This is a genomic window from Labrys methylaminiphilus subsp. lupini (genome assembly GCF_051161885.1).
In the GTDB taxonomy this organism is placed as follows: domain Bacteria; phylum Pseudomonadota; class Alphaproteobacteria; order Rhizobiales; family Labraceae; genus Labrys.
Window position 1 is genome coordinate 5,450,796 of record NZ_JBMDIH010000001.1, and the last position, 20,902, is coordinate 5,471,697.

At 63.7% G+C, this 20,902-nt stretch carries 21 protein-coding genes; 10 read left to right on the forward strand and 11 right to left on the reverse strand.

Features of this window, described 5'->3' with window-relative positions; genetic code table 11:
* Positions 1–11 precede the first annotated feature (11 nt).
* The 3 genes from ACN6KF_RS25525 to ACN6KF_RS25535 all read right to left on the reverse strand — a co-directional run bounded on the left by ACN6KF_RS25525 (position 12) and on the right by ACN6KF_RS25535 (position 3,824).
* Positions 12–1,013 carry an ABC transporter permease gene (locus ACN6KF_RS25525; RefSeq protein WP_434959548.1) on the reverse strand — a complete coding sequence of 334 codons (1,002 nt, stop codon included), beginning with the start codon at positions 1,011–1,013 and terminating at the stop codon, positions 12–14.
* Complete coding sequence (locus tag ACN6KF_RS25530) at positions 1,010–2,524, reverse strand: sugar ABC transporter ATP-binding protein (protein WP_434959761.1); 1,515 nt, start codon at positions 2,522–2,524, stop codon at positions 1,010–1,012. The genes ACN6KF_RS25525 and ACN6KF_RS25530 overlap by 4 nt, the downstream gene beginning before the upstream one ends.
* A 253-nt stretch (positions 2,525–2,777) precedes the next feature.
* Entirely contained in the window at positions 2,778–3,824 is a 1,047-nt protein-coding gene (locus ACN6KF_RS25535; RefSeq protein ID WP_434959549.1) for a GlxA family transcriptional regulator, read from the reverse strand.
* A gap of 65 nt (positions 3,825–3,889) precedes the next feature.
* Between ACN6KF_RS25535 and ACN6KF_RS25540 the strand changes: the two genes are divergently transcribed.
* A complete protein-coding gene (locus ACN6KF_RS25540) occupies positions 3,890–4,573 on the forward strand; it encodes a DJ-1/PfpI family protein (protein WP_434959550.1) in 684 nt (227 codons plus the stop codon).
* Positions 4,574–4,601: 28 nt separating this feature from the next.
* On the opposite strand, the gene ACN6KF_RS25545 is transcribed toward ACN6KF_RS25540, so the two are convergent.
* Complete coding sequence (locus tag ACN6KF_RS25545) at positions 4,602–5,249, reverse strand: VOC family protein (RefSeq protein ID WP_434959551.1); 648 nt, start codon at positions 5,247–5,249, stop codon at positions 4,602–4,604.
* A 287-nt stretch (positions 5,250–5,536) separates the two neighbouring features.
* Between ACN6KF_RS25545 and ACN6KF_RS25550 the strand changes: the two genes are divergently transcribed.
* The gene (locus tag ACN6KF_RS25550) at positions 5,537–6,178 is read left to right on the forward strand and encodes a PadR family transcriptional regulator (RefSeq protein WP_434959552.1); all 642 of its coding nucleotides are present in this window, start codon (positions 5,537–5,539) and stop codon (positions 6,176–6,178) included.
* A gap of 220 nt (positions 6,179–6,398) precedes the next feature.
* Entirely contained in the window at positions 6,399–7,751 is a 1,353-nt protein-coding gene (locus tag ACN6KF_RS25555; RefSeq protein WP_434959553.1) for an MFS transporter, read from the forward strand.
* Between the two features lie 112 nt (positions 7,752–7,863).
* On the opposite strand, the gene ACN6KF_RS25560 is transcribed toward ACN6KF_RS25555, so the two are convergent.
* Complete coding sequence (locus ACN6KF_RS25560) at positions 7,864–8,544, reverse strand: L,D-transpeptidase (protein WP_434959554.1); 681 nt, start codon at positions 8,542–8,544, stop codon at positions 7,864–7,866.
* A 456-nt stretch (positions 8,545–9,000) separates the two neighbouring features.
* Here ACN6KF_RS25560 and ACN6KF_RS25565 point away from each other — a divergent pair, with 456 nt between their 5' ends.
* The 3 genes from ACN6KF_RS25565 (at position 9,001) to ACN6KF_RS25575 (ending at position 11,154) form a co-directional block, all read left to right on the forward strand.
* Complete coding sequence (locus tag ACN6KF_RS25565) at positions 9,001–9,693, forward strand: corrinoid protein (RefSeq protein ID WP_434959555.1); 693 nt, start codon at positions 9,001–9,003, stop codon at positions 9,691–9,693.
* Positions 9,694–9,770: 77 nt separating this feature from the next.
* Positions 9,771–10,394, forward strand: a complete 624-nt coding sequence (locus ACN6KF_RS25570) for a DUF1638 domain-containing protein (protein WP_434959556.1) — start codon at positions 9,771–9,773, stop codon at positions 10,392–10,394.
* Positions 10,395–10,593: 199 nt separating this feature from the next.
* A complete protein-coding gene (locus tag ACN6KF_RS25575; protein ID WP_434959557.1) occupies positions 10,594–11,154 on the forward strand; it encodes a queuosine precursor transporter in 561 nt (186 codons plus the stop codon).
* Between the two features lie 195 nt (positions 11,155–11,349).
* Here ACN6KF_RS25575 and ACN6KF_RS25580 read toward each other — a convergent pair whose 3' ends face one another.
* The 5 genes from ACN6KF_RS25580 to ACN6KF_RS25600 form a co-directional block, all read right to left on the reverse strand.
* Entirely contained in the window at positions 11,350–11,913 is a 564-nt protein-coding gene (locus ACN6KF_RS25580; protein ID WP_434959558.1) for an invasion associated locus B family protein, read from the reverse strand.
* A 199-nt stretch (positions 11,914–12,112) separates the two neighbouring features.
* Complete coding sequence (locus ACN6KF_RS25585; protein WP_434959559.1) at positions 12,113–12,610, reverse strand: hypothetical protein; 498 nt, start codon at positions 12,608–12,610, stop codon at positions 12,113–12,115.
* Between the two features lie 96 nt (positions 12,611–12,706).
* Positions 12,707–13,216 (reverse strand): hypothetical protein, encoded by a 510-nt coding sequence (locus ACN6KF_RS25590; protein ID WP_434959560.1) that lies wholly within the window; start codon positions 13,214–13,216, stop codon positions 12,707–12,709.
* Between the two features lie 5 nt (positions 13,217–13,221).
* A complete protein-coding gene (rlmN, locus tag ACN6KF_RS25595; RefSeq protein ID WP_434959762.1) occupies positions 13,222–14,463 on the reverse strand; it encodes a dual-specificity RNA methyltransferase RlmN in 1,242 nt (413 codons plus the stop codon).
* Between the two features lie 206 nt (positions 14,464–14,669).
* Entirely contained in the window at positions 14,670–15,704 is a 1,035-nt protein-coding gene (locus ACN6KF_RS25600) for a glutamine synthetase beta-grasp domain-containing protein (RefSeq protein WP_434959561.1), read from the reverse strand.
* Between the two features lie 398 nt (positions 15,705–16,102).
* Between ACN6KF_RS25600 and ACN6KF_RS25605 the strand changes: the two genes are divergently transcribed.
* From ACN6KF_RS25605 to ACN6KF_RS25620, 4 genes are all read left to right on the forward strand, one after another.
* Positions 16,103–16,297: a DUF2735 domain-containing protein gene (locus ACN6KF_RS25605; protein ID WP_434959562.1), complete on the forward strand. Its 195-nt coding sequence runs from the start codon at positions 16,103–16,105 to the stop codon at positions 16,295–16,297.
* Positions 16,298–16,658: 361 nt separating this feature from the next.
* On the forward strand, positions 16,659–17,555 hold the full coding sequence (locus ACN6KF_RS25610; protein ID WP_434959563.1) for a fructose bisphosphate aldolase: 897 nt from the start codon (positions 16,659–16,661) through the stop codon (positions 17,553–17,555).
* A gap of 108 nt (positions 17,556–17,663) precedes the next feature.
* Complete coding sequence (locus tag ACN6KF_RS25615; RefSeq protein WP_434959564.1) at positions 17,664–18,317, forward strand: DUF6963 family protein; 654 nt, start codon at positions 17,664–17,666, stop codon at positions 18,315–18,317.
* Between the two features lie 62 nt (positions 18,318–18,379).
* Positions 18,380–19,852 carry an N-acyl-D-amino-acid deacylase family protein gene (locus ACN6KF_RS25620; RefSeq protein WP_434959565.1) on the forward strand — a complete coding sequence of 491 codons (1,473 nt, stop codon included), beginning with the start codon at positions 18,380–18,382 and terminating at the stop codon, positions 19,850–19,852.
* Between the two features lie 184 nt (positions 19,853–20,036).
* On the opposite strand, the gene ACN6KF_RS25625 is transcribed toward ACN6KF_RS25620, so the two are convergent.
* The gene (locus tag ACN6KF_RS25625) at positions 20,037–20,807 is read right to left on the reverse strand and encodes a transporter substrate-binding domain-containing protein (protein WP_434959566.1); all 771 of its coding nucleotides are present in this window, start codon (positions 20,805–20,807) and stop codon (positions 20,037–20,039) included.
* Positions 20,808–20,902: the final 95 nt, after the last annotated feature.

Genomic DNA, 20,902 nt, shown 5'->3' on the forward strand with positions numbered 1-20,902 from the left:
GGTGGGGTGGCTCAACTCCTCCGGGCGAGCGAGCGCTGCACCAGCATGGCGATGATGATGATGGCGCCTTGCACGGCGCCGACCAGATATTCCGACACGAAATTCGACAGCACCATGATGTTGGAAATCACTTCCAGGATCAGCGCGCCGCAGATGGTGCCCCAAATGCGCCCGACACCGCCGCGCAGCGCCGTGCCGCCGACCACGACCGCCGTGATGGCCTGCAATTCCCAGCCAAGGCCGGTGGTGGAGGTGGTCGAGCCGAGCCTGGGCACATAGACCAGCACGGCGATGGCGACGCACAGGCCCTGGATGATGTAGGTGAGCATGCGCACGCGCCCGACCGAGATGCCGGAATAGCGGGCGACATCCTCGTTGGATCCAACGGCCATGACGTGCCGCCCGAAAGTGGTGCGGTAGAGCAGGAAGGCACCGATAACCGCCACCGCGATGATCACCCAGACCGGGAAGGGCAGGCCGAGAATGGTGCCGAAATAGACTGGGCGGTAATCGGCCCGCAGTTCCATCGACTTCATGGCGATCGAGCCGCCATCGGCCAGCCAGATCAGCAGCGAACGGAAGATCGCCATGGTGCCGAGCGTGACGATGAAGGGTTCGAGCCTCCCGGCGGTGACGCCCAGGCCGTTGGCGGCGCCGCACAGGGCGCCGAGCAGCAAGGCCAGGATCATGCCGATGGCGAGCAGGGCATAGCCGTCGCCGATATAGGCCTTGTTGAGGAAGAGGATCATCACGCCCGAGACCAGGGCCGCCATCGAGCCGACCGAGAGGTCGAGGCCGCCGGCGGTGATCACGAAGGTGGCGCCGACCGCGATGGTGGCGATGAAGGCGCTGCGGGCCAGGACATTGGTGAGGTTGTCGAGGTCGATGAAGCGGGCATTGACGAAATAGCCGAGCACCATCAGCACGGCGAGTGCCGCGAAGGGCGCGATGGCGCGCAGGTCGAAATCCTGGAAGCGGCTTGCAGCCTTGGTGGGGGCGAGCTCTCCGCTCATATCTGTGCTCTCGCTTCTTCTCTGGAAACGCCGGTGGCATGCACCACGATTTCGGCCTCGGTCATGGTTTCACCCTTGACCTCGCCGGCAATATGCCCGCCGCGCATCACCAGGATGCGATGGCACACGCCGATCAGTTCCTGCATCTCGGAGGAGATCACGATCACACCCTTGCCCCTGGCGGCGAGGGCGGCGATGAAACGGTAGATCTGTTCCTTGGTGCCGATGTCGATGCCACGAGTGGGTTCGTCGATGATGACGATCCTCGGCTCCAGCAGCATCATCTTGGCGAGCAGCAATTTCTGCTGGTTGCCGCCAGAAAGCTGGCCGGCGAGCAGGGTCTTGGAGCGGGCCCGGATATCAAAATCCTGGAAGGCCTGGTTGAGCGCGCTCCATTCGCGCGCCTTGTCGATGAAGGCGCCCGAGGTGAAGCGATCGAGCGCGGCCAAGGTGAGGTTGGTGCGCAGATCCTGCGCCAGCAACAGGCCCTTGCCCTTGCGATCCTCCGAGAGGTAGACGATGCCGGCCTCCATGGCCTGGCGGGGCTCGCCGAAGTGCACAGGTCGACCCTCGAGCCTGAGGGTGCCCGTAGCGGAACGCAGACCCAGCAACCCTTCGAACAGCTCGGTGCGTCCAGCGCCGACCAAGCCGGCAAAACCGAGGATCTCGCCGGCCTGCAGGCTGAAGCTGGCTTCGGCAACAAAGCCCGGCACGCTGAAATGCTCGACCGCGAGCAGGGGCTCCTTCGAGACCGTCAAGTCCGCATCCGCGATATCCTTGGGCGGATAGAGATTGGCCATGTCGCGCCCCACCATCAACTGCGCCATGTCGATGGGCTGGAGCTCGGTCGTGGGCCTGGTGGCGATCCATTTGCCGTCGCGGAGCACGGTGACGCGGTCGGCGATGGCCTTCACCTCGTTGAGGCGGTGCGAGATGTAGAGAACCGCCGCACCCCTGGCACGGATGGCGGTGATCACCTTCAAGAGGGCCTGCGTCTCCACTGCGGTGAGGGAGGCCGTGGGCTCATCGAAGATCACCACGCGGTGCGGCACCGCCAGGGCGCGGGCGATCTGGACCAATTGGCGCTGGGCGATGGAGAGGCGTTCGACCAGCCTGGTCGGCGCGATCTCAGCCCCGAGCTCGCGAACTGCCCGCGCGGCTTCCTGGTTCATGGCCCGGTCGTCGACCATGAGGCCGCGGCGGACCTCGCGACCGAGGAAGATGTTCTGGGCCACGGTGAGGTGGGGCGCGAGCAGGATCTCCTGATGCACCAGCACGATGCCGCGATGCTCGGCATCGACCGGGCCGGAAAAATGCACCGGCTCGCCATCGATGGCGAGCGTGCCCCGGCTCGGCTGCAGATGGCCGGCGAGGATCTTCATAAGGGTAGACTTGCCGGCACCGTTTTCGCCGATGATGGCGTGAACCTCGCCTGCCTTGAGGTCGAGCGCGATGTTGCTCAGCACCTCGATGGCGCCAAAGCTCTTGGACAGGCCACTGGCAGCCAGCACCGGGACGGTCTGGTTCTGCGCGGCAGCCTTGCTCGCTTCCGCCTGAGACAAATCCGGTTCCTGGTTTTCGTTTCCCGCCAACGTCCCCTTCGCCATCTGCACGGGCGAATGAGTTACGTACCTCGCAATTGTCAGATTAACTGGACGGCGGGTTCTGTCAATCGGGCATTGCGGGAGCGCGGACATCTTGTCCGCTTTTGGAAACACCGATCTAGGAAGAAAGCAAAGGCGGACGCCGCGACATGCTAGCATGTCACTGAGATGTCCGCGCTCCAAGCGCATGCCCGCCAGAAAATCGCTCGCGATAGGATTGCGGCGTGGTGGCCAGGTGCCGGGCGAAACCGCGCCGCATGGTCTCCTCGCAGCCGAAGCCGCAGCGGGCGGCGATCTGCTTGAGAGGCAAGGCGGTGTCGGCGAGCAGCGTGCGTGCCTGTTCGACCCGCAGCCTTTCGACGGCGCGGGCCGGCGGCACGCCGGTGGCCTCCCGGTAGCGACGCTGGAAGCTGCGTTCGCTCATGCCGGCCTGCGCGGCGAGGGTGGGGACGGACAGGTCGGCGTCGAGGTTCTCCCGCATCCAGCCATGCAGGGCTTCGAAACGGGAGGTGCCATGCTGGAGCGCCAGGGCGGCGCTGTATTGCGACTGCCCGCCCGGCCGCTTGAGGAAGACCACGAGTTCGCGCGCCACCGCCAGCGCCATGGCGCGCCCAAGATCGCGTTCGACCAGGGCCAGAGTGAGATCGATGCCGGCGGTGACGCCAGCTGAGGTCCACAGATTGCCGTCCTCGATGAAGATCGGATCGCTTTCCACCTGTGTTGCCGGAAAACGCTCGGCGAGCAGGGCGCAGGAATCCCAATGGGTCACGGCGCGCTTGCCATCGAGCAGGCCGGCGGCGCCGGCCAGGAACGCCCCGGTGCAAACAGCCGCGACCCGTCTGGCGGTTGTGGCCTTGGCCACCACCCAGGCGACGAGTTCGGCGTCTTCGACGGCCTGATGTACGGCGCGCCCACCGGCGATCACCAGCGTGTCGCAGGCTTCGCTGACCTCCGGCAGGGGCTCGGCCTTCAGCGTCAGCCCGGCCCAGGCAGGGACCTGGCCCTGCTTGGCGACGATACGCAGGCGATAGGCCGGAAGCCGTCCGTCATCCTCCAGCAGGCGGTTGGCCGAGGCGAACACCTGCATGGGGCCGGCGATATCGAGGAGCTGAAATCCCGGGAAGGCGAGCAGATCCACCGCGCGCGGCGCCCGGCCATGCGGCGACCCATCGATCGAATTTGGCGTAAAATGTGGTTTAAGCGACATTTGCGCCAAAATCTGCCGCTCTACAATGGCTCTGTCAATATCAAGATTTGGAACGGAGTACCGCCATGATGCTGCAGATCGGCTTTCTCGTCTTTCCCAAGGTCCAGCTGCTTGACCTAGCCGGGCCTTTCGACGCCTTCGCCGCGATGCCGGGCGTTGTCCAGCATCTGATCTGGAAGGATCTCGATCCGGTGACGGCGACCTGCGGCTGGCCCGTCCAGCCCACGACGACGCTGCAGGATTGTCCGATCCTCGACGTGCTGTGCGTGCCGGGCGGGGCCGGCATCAATGCCTTGATGGAAGATGAAATGATCCTCGATTTTCTGCGCCGCCAGGCCTGGAGCGCCCGCTTCATTACCTCTGTGTGCACTGGCGCGCTCGTCCTGGGAACCGCGGGGCTTTTGGAGGGAAAGCGGGCGACGACGCATTGGGGTTCGCATCATCTGCTAGAGCCACTCGGCGCCGTACCGGTGGCCGAGCGTATCGTCGTCGATGGCCGGCTGATCACCGGTGGTGGCGTCACGGCGGGTATCGACTTCGCACTCGATATCATCGCCCGGCTGCGAGGCCGAGAGGAGGCCGAGGCCGTGCAGCTCAAGCTCGAATATGCGCCGGCGCCACCCTTCGATGCGGGATCCCCCGCGACGGCGCCGGCAGGCGCGATCGAGGCGGCGCGCGCCTCCGCCTCCAGCTATGTTGAAGAGCGGGAGCGCATCGTCGCCAGATTGCTTGCCGCCAAGGCCGCGTGAGCGCGGCCATCCGGTTGGACGGAACGGCTCAGCTAGCCGGGCCGGCGAACAAGATCAGGTTACCGTCCGGATCCTGGACGATGAGGGTCCTGGCTCCCCAGGGCTCTTTTCTGAGCGGCTGATGGAAGGCCACGCCCGCAGCCTGGAAAGTCAGGAAGAGCTGCTTGATCTCGGCTGTGCTGTCGACCGTGATGGCGGCGGCGAGCAGATGCTCGCGCTGCCTGACATCGCCGACATAGACCGGTTCGCACACCAGCCTCAGGGCGAGCCGCGCTCTGTCGCGTATGACCTGCGCGTAGAAAGGCGGATCGCCATAGGCAAAATCCAGGTCGAAACCGAGCTTGCCGATAAAGAACGCGCATGAGGCGGTGACGTCGGCGACGAAGAGTTGCGCCGCAATCGAACTCAAAAAGGCTTGCGGCGCGGTCTTTTCCGGAAGGTTCGTCATGGTAGGGGCTCCTGTCTTGAGCGCCTCCCATCCCTCGAATCCCAATTGGCGAGCGACGAGTTCCAGAGCGTCGGCGAGCTGGAAATTCGCCTCCAATATCTGGTGGTCGTCGAGGTGACGGAACCGCGGCAAGGCGGCCCTGATCTCGGCGGCGACCGGATGATAATGCTCGCGATGCCAACGCAGATATTGCTTGGCCTGCTTCTTGAGATTTTCGAGGTTCGGCATAGGCGCAATCGTGGTTTCGATTGTAGGCGGGCATTGCCCTTCCGACGGTGCACCGGTGCGCCCTACGCAGCGCCTTGAGACTGCCGCAGCAAGTTTGGGCTGTCAATCATCCCGCCATCGTCGTCAGGAGAACCCAAGGGGGATGGGATGGGGACAGGTGGCGCGATCATGCTTGCGTGCGGTAGCCAAGATTTTCGAAGGCTCAAAATTTTCAAAAGGCTCTTGCGTAATCTATCTTTCGATATATCTTAAGATTCATCTTAAAGATAGAACGAAAGGTATATCGAATGTTTGGACGACATCATGAAGGCCGCGGTCGCGGCGAGTTCTCGGGCCGCGGCGGATTTCGCGGCTGGGGCCGCGAGGAACAGCGGGAGTGTGCCCCGGGTCGTGGGGGGCGTTGGGGACGCGGCGGTTTCGAGGGCGATGGCCCGGGCGATTTCTTCGGTCGGGGCTTCGGCGGGCGTAGCCGCGTCTTCGGCCATGGCGATCTGCGCCTGGTCATCCTGGCGCTGATCGCCGAGAAGCCGCGCCATGGCTATGAGCTGATCCGCGCCATCGAGGAGAAGTTCGGCGGCGCCTATGCACCGAGCCCCGGCGCGGTCTATCCGACGCTGACGCTCCTGGAGGAGCAGGACCACATCCGTGGCGAAGTCACGGAGGGCACCAAGAAGCTCTACACCATCACCCCGGAGGGTGAGGCCTTCCTCGCCGAAAACCGCGACGCGGTCGATGGCGTGATGGCGCGAATGGATCTTGCCGCCAGCGCCTTCTCCGCCCGCTCCACGCCGGAGATGGTGCGTGAAGCTCTGCATACGTTCCGGCACGCCCTGCAGATGCATCGTGGTCCCTGGACGCAGGCCGAGGCCGAGCGGATCCGCGCCATCATCGAAAAGGCCGCCCGCGACATCGTCGGCGGACAGGATTGACGGGCAAGCCTGCCGAGGCCGTCCACCCAAGGCTGCGGCTTTGCGGGATCGCAAAGCCTGTTGCTTATAATACTAGGATAAAGCTGGCACTTCCCCGGCAATCCAGAAAGCGTAGAAGCAGGGTGCCGTTGCGGCGCCCTGTTTGCCGTTTCGGGTGATTTTTCCAATTCATTGTCTCGAAGATGCCGATACTATCGGCACTTGTCGCTGTGAGTATTTGATGAATGCCGCCACCATGGATGGCCTGCCCATTCCCCAACGCTTTCTGGCTTTTCTGACCATCGCCATGGCGCTCACCATGGCGGTGCTCGACAGTGCCATCGTCAATGTCGCCCTGCCTTCGATCGCGGGCGAACTCGCGGTCTCCCCGGCAGAATCGATCTGGGTGGTCACCGCCTACCAACTCGCGGTCACCATCGCGCTGCTGCCCCTGTCCTCGCTCGGCGACATCATCGGCTATAAGCGGGTCTATTGGGCGGGGCTGGCTGTGTTCACCGCGGCTTCCTTCGCCTGTGCCCAGGCTTCCTCGCTGCCGGTGCTGGCGCTGGCGCGTGCCGTGCAGGGGCTCGGGGGCGCCGGCATCATGAGCGTCAATATCGCCCTGGTGCGCTATATCTTCCCCAAGGCCTCCCTTGGCTCGGGGGTCGGCTACACGGCTCTGGTGGTGGCGGTGTCCTCGGCCGCCGGGCCCAGCGTCGCCTCGGCCATCCTGACCGTGGCGAACTGGCAGTGGCTGTTCCTGGTCAATGTGCCCATCGGCCTCATCGCCCTCTTCGTCGCGGCGGGGGCTCTGCCGCAGACACCGGCTTCCGGCCATCGCTTCGATTGGGTCAGCGCCATCCTCAACGCTTTCGCCTTCGGCCTTCTGATCGCCGGCCTCGATGGTCTCGGCGATACCGGAACGATGCCGGTGGCGCTGGCGATGATCGCCGGGGCGGCGGTGGCGGCCCTCGTCTTGGTGCGGCGCTCGCTGAAACTGCCGGTGCCGCTGCTGCCGGTCGACCTCTTGCGGCGACCGATATTCTCGCTGTCGATGGCGACCTCGATCTGCTCCTTCGCTTCACAGAGCATGGCCTATGTGGCACTGCCCTTTTTCTTGCAGCGCTCGCTCGGCCATTCGGAGGCCGCGACGGGATTCCTGATGACGCCCTGGCCATTGATGACGGCGTTGATTGCCCCCATCTCGGGCCGGCTTTCCGACAGGATCTCGCCCGAGAAACTCGGCATTGCCGGGCTTTGCCTGCTGGCCGCAGGGCTGGCGGCGGTCGCCAGCATGGGCGAGCGGCCCGACAGCTTCGACATCGTCTGGCGGCTTGCCTTGTGCGGTTTCGGCTTCGGCCTGTTCCAGTCGCCCAACAACCGCATCATCATCACCAGCGCGCCGCGCGAGCGCAGCGGCGGAGCCAGCGGCCTGCAATCGACCGGGCGGCTGCTCGGCCAGTCGATGGGGGCGGCGGTCGCCGCCGTCATCTTCAGCCAGGTTGCGCAGGGGCAGACGGAACTGATCGCCTGGATTGGCGCCGGCCTCGCATTGATCGGGGCGGTGTCGAGCGGGCTGCGCAAGCCGGACTGAGGAGGGCGGGTTACGGCACCGGACCCGACTTCGGCATCGGGTCTAGTGCTGGTATGCTATTGTTGTTGCACCGTTTTTTCTGAAAATCGGCATCCACTTTTCGGTGTGATGCTTAGCTCTCCTCGGCACCGCCCTGCGAAGGCCGTACCACCACCCGCACGCCCACGGGGGTGTTGTGATAGAGGGCCATGATGTCCTGGTTGAGCAGGCGGATGCAGCCCGAAGACATCGACTTGCCGATCGAGGTGGGATCGTTGGTGCCGTGCAGGCGATAGAGCGTATCGCGGTCGCCCTGATAGAGATACATGGCGCGGGCACCGAGCGGGTTTTCGACGCCGCCGGGCATGCCGCCCGCGAATTTGGCGGCCAGCGGATCGCGCTTGACCATTCTCGGTGGCGGCGTCCAGCGCGGCCATTCCGCCTTGCGCTTGATGGTGGCCTTGCCGTTCCAGCCAAAACCTTCGCGGCCGACACCAACGCCATAGCGAGTGGCGGTGCCGTCGTCATGGACATGGTAGAGAAAACGGTTGTCGGGATCGACGACGATGCTGCCGGGTGTCTCGCCGTCGGGGGCTGCCACGACGCGCCGCAGATATTTGGGATCGATCGCGTTCAGATTGATGGGCGGATAGGCATGGCCGTTCTCCATCCCGCCGGCATAGATCTCGCGATAGTTGAAGCCGCTGTCATTCGATCTGTTGAACAGGGAGCCGACGGTGGCACGTGAGGAGGCGCAGCCGGCAAGCAGCAATGGAGCACCGAGAACGAAAACGCGACGAGATAAATCGGGCATCACAACCTTTTCCAAACAGCCATCAGTATCGAAATCGCGCCAAAGGCCGGCGCCACGACATTCCGTTACGTAGGCCTACTATTTCATGCAACGTTCGCGCAAGCCAATACCGCCTGTCAAACTCGAACGTTTTGCCGACGGGTTTTGCGAATAGCCGGACTCGGCGGGAATCGCAAAGGCGCAGGGATGGCAAGAGGTAGGGCAAAACGGCGCTCTTGTCGAAGCGCGCCGTGCCGCAGCCGGGCGACGGGCATCCAGGGGCCGACAACCTGCCCGCGTGCAAGAACATGGTTGGACATTTGAGCGGATACAGGCCGTCGCTCTTTTGGGCTGTTGTCGCAGTTTGAATATACGATGTCCCCAGTGCGACAGCGCAAGGCGCCCCTGTCAGGCTACCTCGCATTAAGAAGCGTTCTATAGTAATCCGTGCTTCACCCAGTGCAGGAACAGCAAGTCATGTCCGACGGCGATCTCGATCTCAACACGCTCCCCGATGACGAGCTCGTCGAGCAGATGCACGACGACCTTTATGACGGCCTGGCCGACGAGATCGTCGAGGGCGTCAATGTCCTGCTCAAGCGCGGCTGGACGCCCTATGACGTGCTGACCAAGGCGCTGGTGGAAGGCATGCGTATCGTCGGCGTCGACTTCCGCGACGGTATCCTGTTCGTGCCGGAAGTGCTGATGTCCGCCAATTCGATGAAGGCCGGCATGCATCTGCTGCGCCCGTTGTTGGCCGAGACCGGCGCTCCCAAGGTCGGTAAGATGGTGATCGGCACCGTCAAGGGCGACATTCACGACATCGGCAAGAACCTCGTCACCATGATGATGGAAGGCGCCGGCTTCGAGGTGATCGACCTCGGCATCAACAACCCGGTCGAGAACTATCTCGAGGCGCTCGAGAAGCACCAGCCCGAAATTCTCGGCATGTCGGCTTTGCTCACCACCACGATGCCCTATATGAAGGTGGTGATCGACACGATGAAGGAGAAGGGCATCCGCTCCGACTACATCGTGCTGGTCGGCGGCGCACCTTTGAACGAGGCCTTCTCGGAAGCCGTGGGCGCCGATGCTTATTGCCGCGATGCTGCCATCGCGGTGGAAATGGCCAAGTCCCTGATCGGCAAGCGTCAGGGCATGGCGGGCTGAGCCCGACAGCGGATCTGCGCAGGGCGGCATGACGCCGTTCTGCCTGATGGGCGAGGCCCGATCTCGGGGAGTGGGCGATGACCAGTCCTTCGAAAAAACCAGATGAACCCCGCTCGACGCTGGTGATCGCCTGCGGGGCGCTGGCGCGCGAATTCCTGGCGGTGAAAGCCGCCAATGGCTGGGACCATATGGAGGTCACCTGCCTGCCGGCGATCTGGCACAATTATCCGCAGAAGATCCCCGACGGCATCCGGCGCAAGATTCGCGACAATCGCGCCAAATATGACGAGATCCTGGTGCTCTACGGCGATTGCGGCACCGGAGGCCTGCTCGACGACGTCCTGCGCGAAGAGGGCGTCGAGCGCATCGACGGGCCGCACTGCTATTCCTTCTTTGCCGGGGGCGACATATTCGATCGCATGCAGGAGGAGGAGATCGGCACCTTCTATCTCACCGATTTCCTGGTTCGGCACTTCGACCGCTTCGTGATCAAGGGGTTGAAGCTCGATCGCTATCCGCAATTGCTGCCGATGTATTTCGGCCATTACAAGCGGGTGATGTTCCTGGTGCAATTCCCCGATCCGGTGCTTGAGCGCAAGGCGGAGCAGGCGGCTGCTCGCCTCGGCCTGCCCCTCCAGATGCACTACACCGGATTGGCAGGCGTGGAGCGTTTCCTGGAAACGGGCAAGGCCGGGGCGTAGTCCGCGCCGCGACCAAGCAGCGGCCGGGCGCCGCCGGGGGCGAAATTCTGCTCCGCCTGCGGAATGGCTACGGCGTAAGCGCGGAAAAAGGCGGTCATGCCGGCCCGGGGAAGCGGAATTGCGATTGAGAGGCTACACCGACGGCCGTTTTTGCTGTAAGGCAGCGCCCCAGAAATCTTCTCTTTCCCGTAGGTATGTCGTGACCGCCAACCCTGTGTTCAACTATTTCGCCGATTTGCGCTGGCGCTATGTGCTGGCTCACGCCGTGATTGTCGCTTCCGCCAACTGGGGCGTGCAATATGTCGTGCCCGGATCCTCGGATTTCCTGACCTGGGGCGCCTTCATCTTCCCGGTCGCCTTCTTCATCACGGATTTGTGCAATCGCCGCCACGGCGTGGAGATGACGCGCAAGGTGGTGATCGCCTCCTTCGTCATCGCGGTGATCGTCTCCTTCGTGGCCGCGGATCCGCGCATCGCCATCGCCAGTGGCATCGCCTTCATTTCCGGCCAGATGGTGGATGCTCAGGTCTTCAACCGCTTCCGCCAGCATGCCTGGTGGGTGCCACCCTCCATCTCCAACATCCTCGCCTCGACGGTCGACAGCGTGCTGTTCTGGGTGATCGCCTTCGTCGGCACGGACGTGCCCTGGGTCAGCCTCGGCATTGCCGACTATGCCATCAAGATCGCCATGGTTTTCGTGGTGATGCCGGTTTACGGCTATCTCGTCTTCCGCGACAGGCTCTCTGCCAAGACGGTGTAACCGGGAACAGCGATATCTGTTTCCGGGAACAGGCACACTGTTCCCGGGAGCGCGGACAACTGTCCGCTCTTGGAAACACAGAGCTTACAAAAAGGGCGCGGCCAAGTCAGGCGGCGCCCTTTTGCGTGCGATCGTTCCAAGGAGCAGACACCGCGACATGCAAGCATGTCGCTGAGATGTCTGCGCTCAGAGTCCTTATGGGCAGCCCTTGGTGATGGCGTCGAGGGCCTGCGGCAGCCCGTCGAGGGAATAGCGGTCGGTGGTCCTGTTGCCGCGCTTGGAAGCGCCGGTGAAGACCGCGTCGCGGCTCTTGCGCAAGGTGTTGACCACGGTGCCTTCCTCGGCGGCGTTCTTCACCCAGGCATTGCTGCCCTTGGTGTAGAGCGTGAAGGAGGAGCGTCCGACTTTCAGCGTGGCGTCGCCGCCATCCTTCATGGTGAAACCGGTGATCATGCTCAGCTCGTTCTTCACGCCTTCGCCGGGGCGGCGGGTGATGAAGAGCGTGGCCGGATCGCGCTTCAGCCGTGCGGGCTTGCGGTCCTTCGGACTGGTGATGGCAAAGCAGGACTTACCCTTGGCCGTGCCGTTCTGGAAGGCTTGCCAATCGCCGAACTGGCCGAGCGGTGTCGGCTGCGCGCCTCCGGCGGCTGCCGGAGCCGGTGCTTCGGCCTTGGGTTTGCGAGGTGCTGCCAGAGCCGAACCGGTGAATGCGACGACGGCGGTGGCGATGAGCGCGATGCGAAGGGTTGAGGACATCATGCTGGCTCGATCGATCCCGAAGTAAGAGGGCAGAAAGCGGTGGCGCCGATCATCGTGAATCGGAGCGCCTCGCGCAACTGCGACGAAAGACAGGGATTCCGGCGAAAGTTCGACCGGAACGCGTCGAAGCCTACGCTGGCGCGGTATGCAAATGGTTAAATAGTCCCGAAATTACCATGGCGTGCAAACTTGGCTCCGCTCAACCCGCCGCGCTCCGTCCGGCTACCAGCCAGTAGACCGTGCCGGCGACGATGCCGATGGCGGTCAGGCCGAGCAAAGCGCGGTAGAGCAGCATGATCGCGAGGATGTTCAGGCTCATCACCATCGGCGCCACCGCGAAGGCGAGCGCCATGCCGATGGCGTAGAACATCCAGCTTGCTTTGCCCATGGTCTCGCCGATCACCGCGACCAGGGCGATCGGTGCCAGCCAGATGGCCAGGGCGGCGGTTGCTGCTTGCTGGATCATGGCCCCGATGTCTTCCACGGGAGTTCCATCGATCAGCGTCGCCAGAGCCTTCAGGCCGAACAGCTCTGCCGTGCCGGCGAGTTCCTGCCCGAAATCGTGATTGGCGAGGCCCATCACGCCGACCACCAGCGCTGCAATCGCGGCCAGGACGGCAGCGAAGGCCACCAGCACCAGGCGGTCGACGAAGCTGATGACGCCACGGGGGCGAGGAGGCTGAGAGGGGGTAACCATCACAGGACGCAAACCTATTATTCAATAGGGTGGCGACGACGCGTGTTCGAATGAATCGCGCTCAGTGCCACCCAACCAAGGTGGAAGCCATGCTTATCATTGCTTGAGTGAGCGCACTATCAAGCCGGCTTGCCGGCCGGTGATGAGCCAATAGACCAGCCCGGCAATCGCTCCTGTGCAGGCCACACCGACAAAAAGCAGCACAACGTCCCCAGGGGTCGGAGGAATGAAACCGACAAGGCCGGGAACGCTGCACAAAGCCGCCGCAGTGCCGATACTGTAGAAAGCCCAACGTTGCAGTCCGAAGAGTTCACCAATGATGGCAATGCCTGCAATGGGCACGACCCATATTGCAGCAGGCATCAACCACACCTGCCATATGGCACCCTGCAATCGGTCAAAATTGAGAAACGGATGTTCGAGAACTGCAAAAGCCTCTCGATTCAATGTTGTGCTGTAACGGAATACGGCCGAGGCGAGATTGGTGTTCACCAGTCCGCTGCTGCCGACAATCATTGCGGAAAGGGCTGCCACTCCTGTCGAGGCGACAATTTCGAGGATCCGTCCGATGACTAGAAGGAAAAAACCCAGCCATCGCACGACCATTGTCGTTAGTCCCCGTCCGTCCCATGGGCGTAGAAGGCCTCGACTGCCAGCTTCTTCATGGCATCGGCCTCGATAGCGAGGCGATCGCGCGCCCGCATCTTCTGGCTTTCGCTCTTGAGCTGGCCGCAGGCGGCGAGGATGTCGCGTCCGCGCGGCGTGCGGATGGGCGAGGCGTAGCCGGCATTGAAGACGATGTCGGAGAAGGCCTCGATCGTCTCCCAGTCCGAACATTCATAGAAGGTGCCGGGCCAGGGATTGAAGGGGATCAGGTTGATCTTGGCCGGGATGCCCTTGAGCAGCTTCACCAAGGCGCGCGCCTCGGCCGGGCTGTCATTGACGCCCTTGAGCATGACATATTCGAAGGTGATGCGGCGGGCGTTGGAGAGGCCGGCATAGTTGCGGCAGGCATCCAGGAGCTCGGCGATCGGATATTTCTTGTTCAGCGGCACCAGCTCGTTGCGCAGATTGTCGTTGGTGGCATGCAGCGAGATGGCGAGCGCCGGATTGATGTCCTCGCCGAGCGGGCCGAGCATCGGCACCACGCCGGAGGTCGATAGGGTGATGCGGCGGCGCGACAGGCACAGGCCGTCCTGGTCCGACATCACCTTCAGGGCGATGGCGACATTGTCGTAATTATAGAGCGGCTCGCCCATGCCCATCATCACGACATTGGAGACGAAGCGCCCGCCGTCACGCGGCACGATCGCTCCTTCCGGCGCTTCCTGGCCCGGCCAGTCGCCGAGGCGGTCGCGTGCGACCAGGAGTTGCGCCACGATCTCGGCCGCAGTGAGGTTGCGCACCAGCTTCTGCGTGCCGGTGTGGCAGAAGGAACAGTTGAGCGTGCAGCCGACCTGGGAGGAGACGCACAGCGTGCCGCGCTTCTCGTCGGGGATGTAGACGGTCTCGATCTCGGCGCCCTTGTCGGCGGGGCCGGTGGAGGGCATGCGCATCAGCCATTTGCGCGTGCCATCGGCCGAGATCTGCTCGGCGATGATCTCCGGGCGGTCGAGCGTATAGGACTGCTCCAGAAGGGCGCGCAGATGCTTGGACACGTTGGTCATGGCATCGAAACGGCTGGCGCCGCGCACATAGAGCCAGTGCGAAAGCTGGTTGACGCGCATCTTCACTTCGCCGGCGGGCACGCCCACGGCGGTGAGAGCTACATTCAAGGCCGTGCGGTCCATCCCGGCGAGGGAAGGCTTGGCGGACTGAGCTTGTGGAGCGGCAACGGTATCGGCCATTCCCATGGGAATGGCCTGAGGGCTCGCTGCCTGTTCGAGCGAAAGGGCCGACATGCAAAATTCCTGATGTTGGTCGGCGCTATAGCACAGCCCGGCCGAAAGGGCGACCGGCAAAGATGCATGGTGGCCGCGCGCTCCGGCACTCTCAGACAGCAAATACAAAACGGCGCGGATCTTGCGACCCGCGCCGTTTTGTCGAGAAGCGCTCGGGCTCAGGCGGCGGCCTTCACCGCGGTCGAAACGGAGGCGATGGTCTTGAGCACCTGGGAGGCGATCTCATAGGGATCGGCCTGGGAGTTGGGACGGCGGTCCTCCAGATAGCCCTTGTAGTCGTTGCGCACAAAGGAGTGCGGCACGCGGATCGAGGCACCGCGATCGGCCACGCCCCAGGAGAAGGTGTCGATCGAGGCAGTCTCGTGCTTGCCGGTGAGGCGCAGATGGTTGTCCGGGCCGTAGACGGCGATGTGCGCGTCCTTGTTGGCCGCGAACGCCGCCATCAGGGCTTCGAAATAGGCCTTGCCACCCACTTCGCGCAGGTGGGTGGTCGAGAAGTTGCAATGCATGCCCGAGCCGTTCCAGTCGGTGTCGCCGAGCGGCTTGCAGTGCCATTCGATGTCGATCGAATAGGTCTCGGTCAGGCGGAGCAGGAAATAGCGGGCGATCCACATCTCGTCGGCAGCGGCGCGGGAGCCCTTGCCGAAGATCTGGAATTCCCACTGGCCCTTGGCGACCTCGGCATTGATGCCTTCATGGTTGATGCCGGCGGCCAGGCAGATGTCGAGATGCTTCTCGACGATCTCGCGGGCGATGTTGCCGACATTCTTGTAGCCGACGCCGGTGTAGTAAGGCCCCTGCGGGGCGGGGAAGCCGTGCTCTGGGAAGCCGAGCGGCCGGCCGTCCTTGTAGAAGAAATATTCCTGCTCGAAGCCGAACCAGGCGCCGTCATCATCGAGAATGGTGGCACGGCTGTTGGAGGCGTGCGGGGTGACGCCATCGGGCATCATCACTTCGCAGAGCACGACGGCGCCGTTCAGGCGCTCCGGATCGGGGACGATGCGGACCGGCTTGAGTACACAATCCGAATTCGATCCCTCGGCCTGCTTGGTCGAGGAACCGTCGAAGCCCCAAAGCGGCAGTTGCTCGAGCGTGGGGAAGGCATCGAAGTCGCGGACCATGGTCTTGCCGCGCAGGTTCGCGGTCGGCCGGTAGCCGTCGAGCCAGATATACTCGAGCTTGTACTTCGTCATTCTCAGGATACTCGCTGGTTGGAAGGCGGATGGCGGCAGCCGGTTCGCACCGGGTTGCCGCCGGTTGCGGTGCAATAAGCAGGAAGCGTGCCAGGGGGCAGGGTGCGGTGTTTTTGTCGCAGATATTTTGGAAACGAGGGTGCGAGCCTGCAAAAGAAACGGTGTCCTTTTGTCGGCTGAAAGAGAAAAAGGGGTGTTTTCAAGTCATGCCGGGCCCAGATGCCGTTGTCGCGGCCTGCTGTCTTGCTGCGCATTGCCGTAATGCGGGCTTTGGTTGCACATAGTTTAGGCAAATGCTGCCTGCAAAGCAGGCAAATGATAGGAAGGCGCCCGAGGCTGTGCTAAGACTGGATCCTGGTTTGGCAGCGTCCTTGGCGCGCCAGACAAGGGAGACGAGCATGACTGCGAGTACCCGGCAAGAAACTGCCAAGATCTACCTTTTCCCCACGCGTCCGCGCATGGGGTGCAGCCTCGGACGTGACGAGACGCGGCTTTCCTCGCGCGATACGCAGCCCTCGCCGCCCATCGATGTCGACGGTGCCTGGTATCATCAGGCCGCCATCCGCGATATGGCCGATCCACGCAAGCGCTGACGGAGCGGGAAGACGGAAGAAGCCCTGAGCTTCGGGCGCTGAGGCCATATACGCGCCTATGGCTCGAAGGGCGTTTGGCCACCATTTCCCACGTCTTTTTCCCACGTCTTTGCGAGAGCTTTTCGCAGTTCTGCCCCTTGCCTCACCCCCTTTGCATGCCGATACTCGCGCCGACTCGACGCGAGAGCGTTTTGTAATTTGGCGGCATCGCCAGGAATCGCAAAGGCGCTCCAGCCGATCCATCGGATTGGCTTGGAAACAATGAGCTAGAGCCAATGAGCGTTTTCGTCTAAACGCGCTTGTTCTAGGCAACCGTGGAGGCTGGGCGCGGGGCGCACCGGCTCGCAACAGGGAGACCGATATGGCAGACGCCAAGATGATGTCACAGATGACCGGCAAGGATGGCTTCATCGCCGCCCTCGATCAGAGCGGTGGTTCCACCCCCGGCGCGCTGCGTCTCTATGGCATCGCCGAATCCAGCTATAGCGGCGACGAGGCGATGTTCCGCCTGATGCACGAAATGCGCGTGCGCATCATGACGGCGCCCGCCTTCTCCGGCGACAAGGTGATCGGCGCCATCCTGTTCGAGAAGACCATGGATGGCGAGGCCAAGGGCAAGCCGGTGCCGACCTATCTGTGGGAAGACCGCAGCGTGGTGCCCTTCCTCAAGGTCGACAAGGGCCTGGCGACGGAAGAGAACGGTGCCCAGGTGATGAAACCGATGCCCGAACTCGACGCCCTGCTCGCGCGCGCGGCGAAGAAGGGCATCTTCGGCACCAAGATGCGCTCGGTGATCGCCAATGCCGACAAGACCGGCGTCGCTGCTGTGGTCAAGCAGCAGTTCGAGGTCGGCCGGCAGATTCTCGGCCACGGCCTCATCCCGATCATCGAGCCGGAAGTCTCGATCAAGAGCCCGACCAAGCAGGAAGCCGAGGCTATTCTGCGCGATGAGATCGCTGCGGCACTCGACGCGCTGCCGGCGGGCGAGCAGGTGATGCTCAAGCTCACCATCCCCACCGTCGCCGATTTCTACAAGCCGCTGGTCGACCATAAGGCCGTTGCCCGTGTCGTTGCCCTGTCGGGCGGCTACACCCGCGCCGATGCCTGCGAGAAGCTCAGCCACAATCACGGCATGATCGCCTCCTTCTCGCGCGCCCTCACGGAAGATCTGCGCGTGTCCATGAGCGATGCGGAGTTCGATGCAGCGCTCGCCAAGACCATCGGCGAGATCTACACGGCGAGCGTGGTCAAGGCCTGATCCTTCGGGCGGTTCGAGATCACCGGCCGCGAGCGGGGCAAGATGCCCGGTTCGCGGCCGGATTCGTTTGGGCAACGTGGTTTTCGTAGCAATCAAGGAGTTCGAGACGTGACGATCGGCATTGCCGCCTTTGGAACTGGCGCGGGCAGGGCAGTGTGGGCCGGCTGGGCCGAGGCGGAGAAGCTCGGCAAGGGCGACCTGCATGGTTTTGCGGTGTTTTATGCCCTGGCGCCGAATGGCGAGGCGACGGCGCTGGAGTGCCAGCGCGGCGGGCTCGAGACCATTCGCGCCACATGGACCGCCCGGCCGGATCTTGCCTGGATGATGGCTTCGCCGCTGGCGGCGGTGATCACCAGCGGGCCTGATCGTCCCGAGCCTCTTACCCAGTTTCTCCTGGCCGGCCGGAAAGGTTTCGTCACCGGCCACAGGCTGCCGAATACCGTCGGTACATCCGGCCTTGCCGTCAATGCGGAGGCCTTGGCGCTGCTCGAGGCGGGTGTCGATCCCGCCGTGGCCGTGCGGCGGGTGATGGAGGCCAATCCACGCGTCGATGCCGGCCTGATCGCGGTGACCGGCGATGCCATCGGGCTCGCCGACAGCGAGCGGGTGCGCGAGCGGGATGATCGCGGCGAGGCCCTGATCCTCGCACCGGACAAGCGCTATGGCCTTGCCTTGCTGCACAATTCCATCGAGCCCGTGAAGGGGCTTGCCGAAGGCGCCGCGCGACCGGCCGTCGCAGTGCTGGCCGGGCACGAATCATAAGGTCGGGCTTATACCAAAGAAGAGGCCGGCATACCGGTCCGGAACGACCCAAGGATCATGCGATGACTTTCCCCTGCGACCTGATCTTCCGGCAGGCGACGATCTTCGACGGCACTGGCGCCAAGCCGCGCCAGGCCGATGTCGCCGTCACCGGCGAACGCATCGTCGCCCTCGGCGAGCGCTTGCCTCACAAGGCCGGGACCGAGATCGATGCCGCCGGGCTCGCCCTCGCGCCGGGCTTCATCGACGTGCACACCCATGACGACCGCGCCGTGATCGCCACCGACATGGCGGCCAAGCTCAGCCAGGGCGTGACGACGGTGGTGGTTGGCAATTGCGGCATCAGCCTGGCACCGCTGCGGGCCAAGGGAGAGGTGGTGCCGCCGCTCGACCTGATCGCCAAGAGCGAGCACGAATTGTTCGAGCGTTTCGCCGATTATTTCGAGGCGGTGGAGACGGCGGGAACCACGGTGAACGTCACCTGCCTCGTCGGCCACACGACGCTCCGTCTCGCCACCATGGACCGGCTCGACCGCCCGGCCACCCGGGCTGAATGCGTCCGCATGCGCGACCTGCTCGACCAGGCGCTGGCGGATGGGGCGATCGGCCTGTCCACCGGGCTCTACTACCAGCCGGCCAATGCTGCCTCGACGGCGGAGGTGATCGCCGTCGCCGAGCCGCTGGCCAAATATTCCGCCATTTACACCACCCATCTACGCGACGAAGCCGATCACCTGCTGGAGGCGATGGAAGAGGCCTTCACCATCGGGCGCGAGGCCGATGCGCCGGTGGTGCTGTCGCATCACAAGGCCACCGACCCGCAGAACCATGGCCGCACCCGCGTGTCGCTGCCGATCATCGAGAAGCGGGCGCGCGAGCAGCCCGTCACGCTCGACGTCTATCCCTACGCCGCTTCCTCCACCGTGCTGGAGGCCAAGCGCGCGACCCAGGTCGAGCGCATCCTGATCACCTGGTCGAAGGCGCGGCCCGACCTCGCCGGCAAGACGCTCGACGTTATTGCCCGCGAGCTCGGCGTCTCCAGGGAGGAGGCGGTGGCGAAGCTGCAACCGGCCGGCGCCGTCTATTTCACCATGGATGAGGAAGATGTGCGGCGCGTGCTGCAATTCCCGCTCACCATGGTGGGTTCGGACGGGCTGCCGCACGATGTGCGCCCGCATCCCCGGCTCTGGGGTACCTTTCCGCGCGTGCTCGGCCATTACGCCCGCGATATCGGCTTGTTCGGTATGGAGGAGGCGGTGCGCCGGATGACAGCGCTGCCTGCTGCGCGCTTCGGCCTCGCCCAGCGTGGCGTGATCAGGGAAGGGGCCTTCGCCGACCTCGTGCTGTTCAATTCCGAAACCATCCTCGACAAGGCGACCTTCGACGATCCCACCCAGCTCTCGGCCGGCATCCGCTCGGTCTATGTCAATGGGAGCCTGGCCTGGAGCGAGGGCAGGGCCACCGGCCCCCGCGCCGGCAAGGTGCTGCGCAACCGCGATCTGGTGGCGAAGAATTTTACCGCCGCGTTTGCGTGAGGCCGGCGCAATTGCCTTCTCCCCTTGCGGGAGAAGGTGCCGTAGCGTGGTCCCTTAAGAACCACGCGTTCAAGTAAAGAACGTGGGGGCGGATGAGGGGGATACGCAACCATTCTAGGCTTGGGCTGACACTCCTCATCCCCCTGCCGGGACCTTCTCCCGCAAGGGGAGAAGGCGATGTTTCTCACTTGGGCGGCATGCCGATATCGTATTTGAAGTACTTCCCGGCGATCTGCTTGAACTCGCCGCTGGCATAGACCGCCTTGATGCCGGCATCGAGCTTGGTCTTCAGCTCGGTGTCCTCCTTGCGGAGGCCGCCGCCGATACCGCCTTCGAACAGGGGATCCTTGGGGAAGCCCTTGGAATCGCAGCAGGCGCCGTCCTTGCCTTCCAGGAACGGGCCAACGGAATCGGCATCGCCCAGTACCAGCTCGATGCGCCCGGCCGCCAAATCCGCCATGGCGGCATCGAGCGTGGCGTAGTTGCGAATCTCGGCGTCCGGATAGGCCTTCTGCACATATTGGGCGTGGATGGTGCTGGTCTGCACGCCGACCGCCTTGCCCTTGAGGCCACCAGGCACAAATTCGAACTTGTCGTCCTTGTTGCCGATGAACTCCACCGGCGTGTTGTAGATCGGGATGGTGAAGGCGATCTGCTTCTGCCGCTCGGGCGTGATCGACATGCCGGCCCAGATCACGTCGATCTTCTTGGCGAGGAGCGCCGGCATGATGCCGTCCCAGGCGGTGGCCACCACCACGCAATCGAGCTTGGCTTGCTTGCACACAGCCTTGGCATAGTCGGGCAGAAAGCCCTGCCAGTTGCCCTGGCCGTCCAGCGAGAAGAAGGGCGGGATCGGCTCGGCCGAGACGCTGATCTTGACGGGGGCGGCCTGCGCTGTCGCCAGACCCGCCAGAATGGCGGCGCCCGCCAGCAAGCTCAAATTGACAATTTTCATGGACCCAATGTCCTCCCTCGGTTCCCGCTCTGTCGGCGTTTGTTACGGTTTGGCCGAGAGATCAGGCCCCGGCACGCGGGCAACAGAGCTTATTC

Coding starts and splice junctions, on each gene's coding strand:
- ACN6KF_RS25560 (WP_434959554.1), bottom strand. CDS start 8,544: ATGCCCGATTTATCTCGTCGCGTTTTCGTTCTCGGTGCTCCATTGCTG.
- ACN6KF_RS25540 (WP_434959550.1), top strand. CDS start 3,890: ATGATGCTGCAGATCGGCTTTCTCGTCTTTCCCAAGGTCCAGCTGCTT.
- ACN6KF_RS25625 (WP_434959566.1), bottom strand. CDS start 20,807: ATGAAAATTGTCAATTTGAGCTTGCTGGCGGGCGCCGCCATTCTGGCG.
- ACN6KF_RS25600 (WP_434959561.1), bottom strand. CDS start 15,704: ATGACGAAGTACAAGCTCGAGTATATCTGGCTCGACGGCTACCGGCCG.
- ACN6KF_RS25545 (WP_434959551.1), bottom strand. CDS start 5,249: ATGCCGAACCTCGAAAATCTCAAGAAGCAGGCCAAGCAATATCTGCGT.
- ACN6KF_RS25570 (WP_434959556.1), top strand. CDS start 9,771: ATGACCAGTCCTTCGAAAAAACCAGATGAACCCCGCTCGACGCTGGTG.
- ACN6KF_RS25525 (WP_434959548.1), bottom strand. CDS start 1,013: ATGAGCGGAGAGCTCGCCCCCACCAAGGCTGCAAGCCGCTTCCAGGAT.
- ACN6KF_RS25555 (WP_434959553.1), top strand. CDS start 6,399: ATGAATGCCGCCACCATGGATGGCCTGCCCATTCCCCAACGCTTTCTG.
- rlmN (WP_434959762.1), bottom strand. CDS start 14,463: ATGGGAATGGCCGATACCGTTGCCGCTCCACAAGCTCAGTCCGCCAAG.
- ACN6KF_RS25620 (WP_434959565.1), top strand. CDS start 18,380: ATGACTTTCCCCTGCGACCTGATCTTCCGGCAGGCGACGATCTTCGAC.
- ACN6KF_RS25580 (WP_434959558.1), bottom strand. CDS start 11,913: ATGATGTCCTCAACCCTTCGCATCGCGCTCATCGCCACCGCCGTCGTC.
- ACN6KF_RS25535 (WP_434959549.1), bottom strand. CDS start 3,824: ATGTCGCTTAAACCACATTTTACGCCAAATTCGATCGATGGGTCGCCG.
- ACN6KF_RS25565 (WP_434959555.1), top strand. CDS start 9,001: ATGTCCGACGGCGATCTCGATCTCAACACGCTCCCCGATGACGAGCTC.
- ACN6KF_RS25610 (WP_434959563.1), top strand. CDS start 16,659: ATGGCAGACGCCAAGATGATGTCACAGATGACCGGCAAGGATGGCTTC.
- ACN6KF_RS25585 (WP_434959559.1), bottom strand. CDS start 12,610: ATGGTTACCCCCTCTCAGCCTCCTCGCCCCCGTGGCGTCATCAGCTTC.
- ACN6KF_RS25550 (WP_434959552.1), top strand. CDS start 5,537: ATGTTTGGACGACATCATGAAGGCCGCGGTCGCGGCGAGTTCTCGGGC.
- ACN6KF_RS25605 (WP_434959562.1), top strand. CDS start 16,103: ATGACTGCGAGTACCCGGCAAGAAACTGCCAAGATCTACCTTTTCCCC.
- ACN6KF_RS25590 (WP_434959560.1), bottom strand. CDS start 13,216: ATGGTCGTGCGATGGCTGGGTTTTTTCCTTCTAGTCATCGGACGGATC.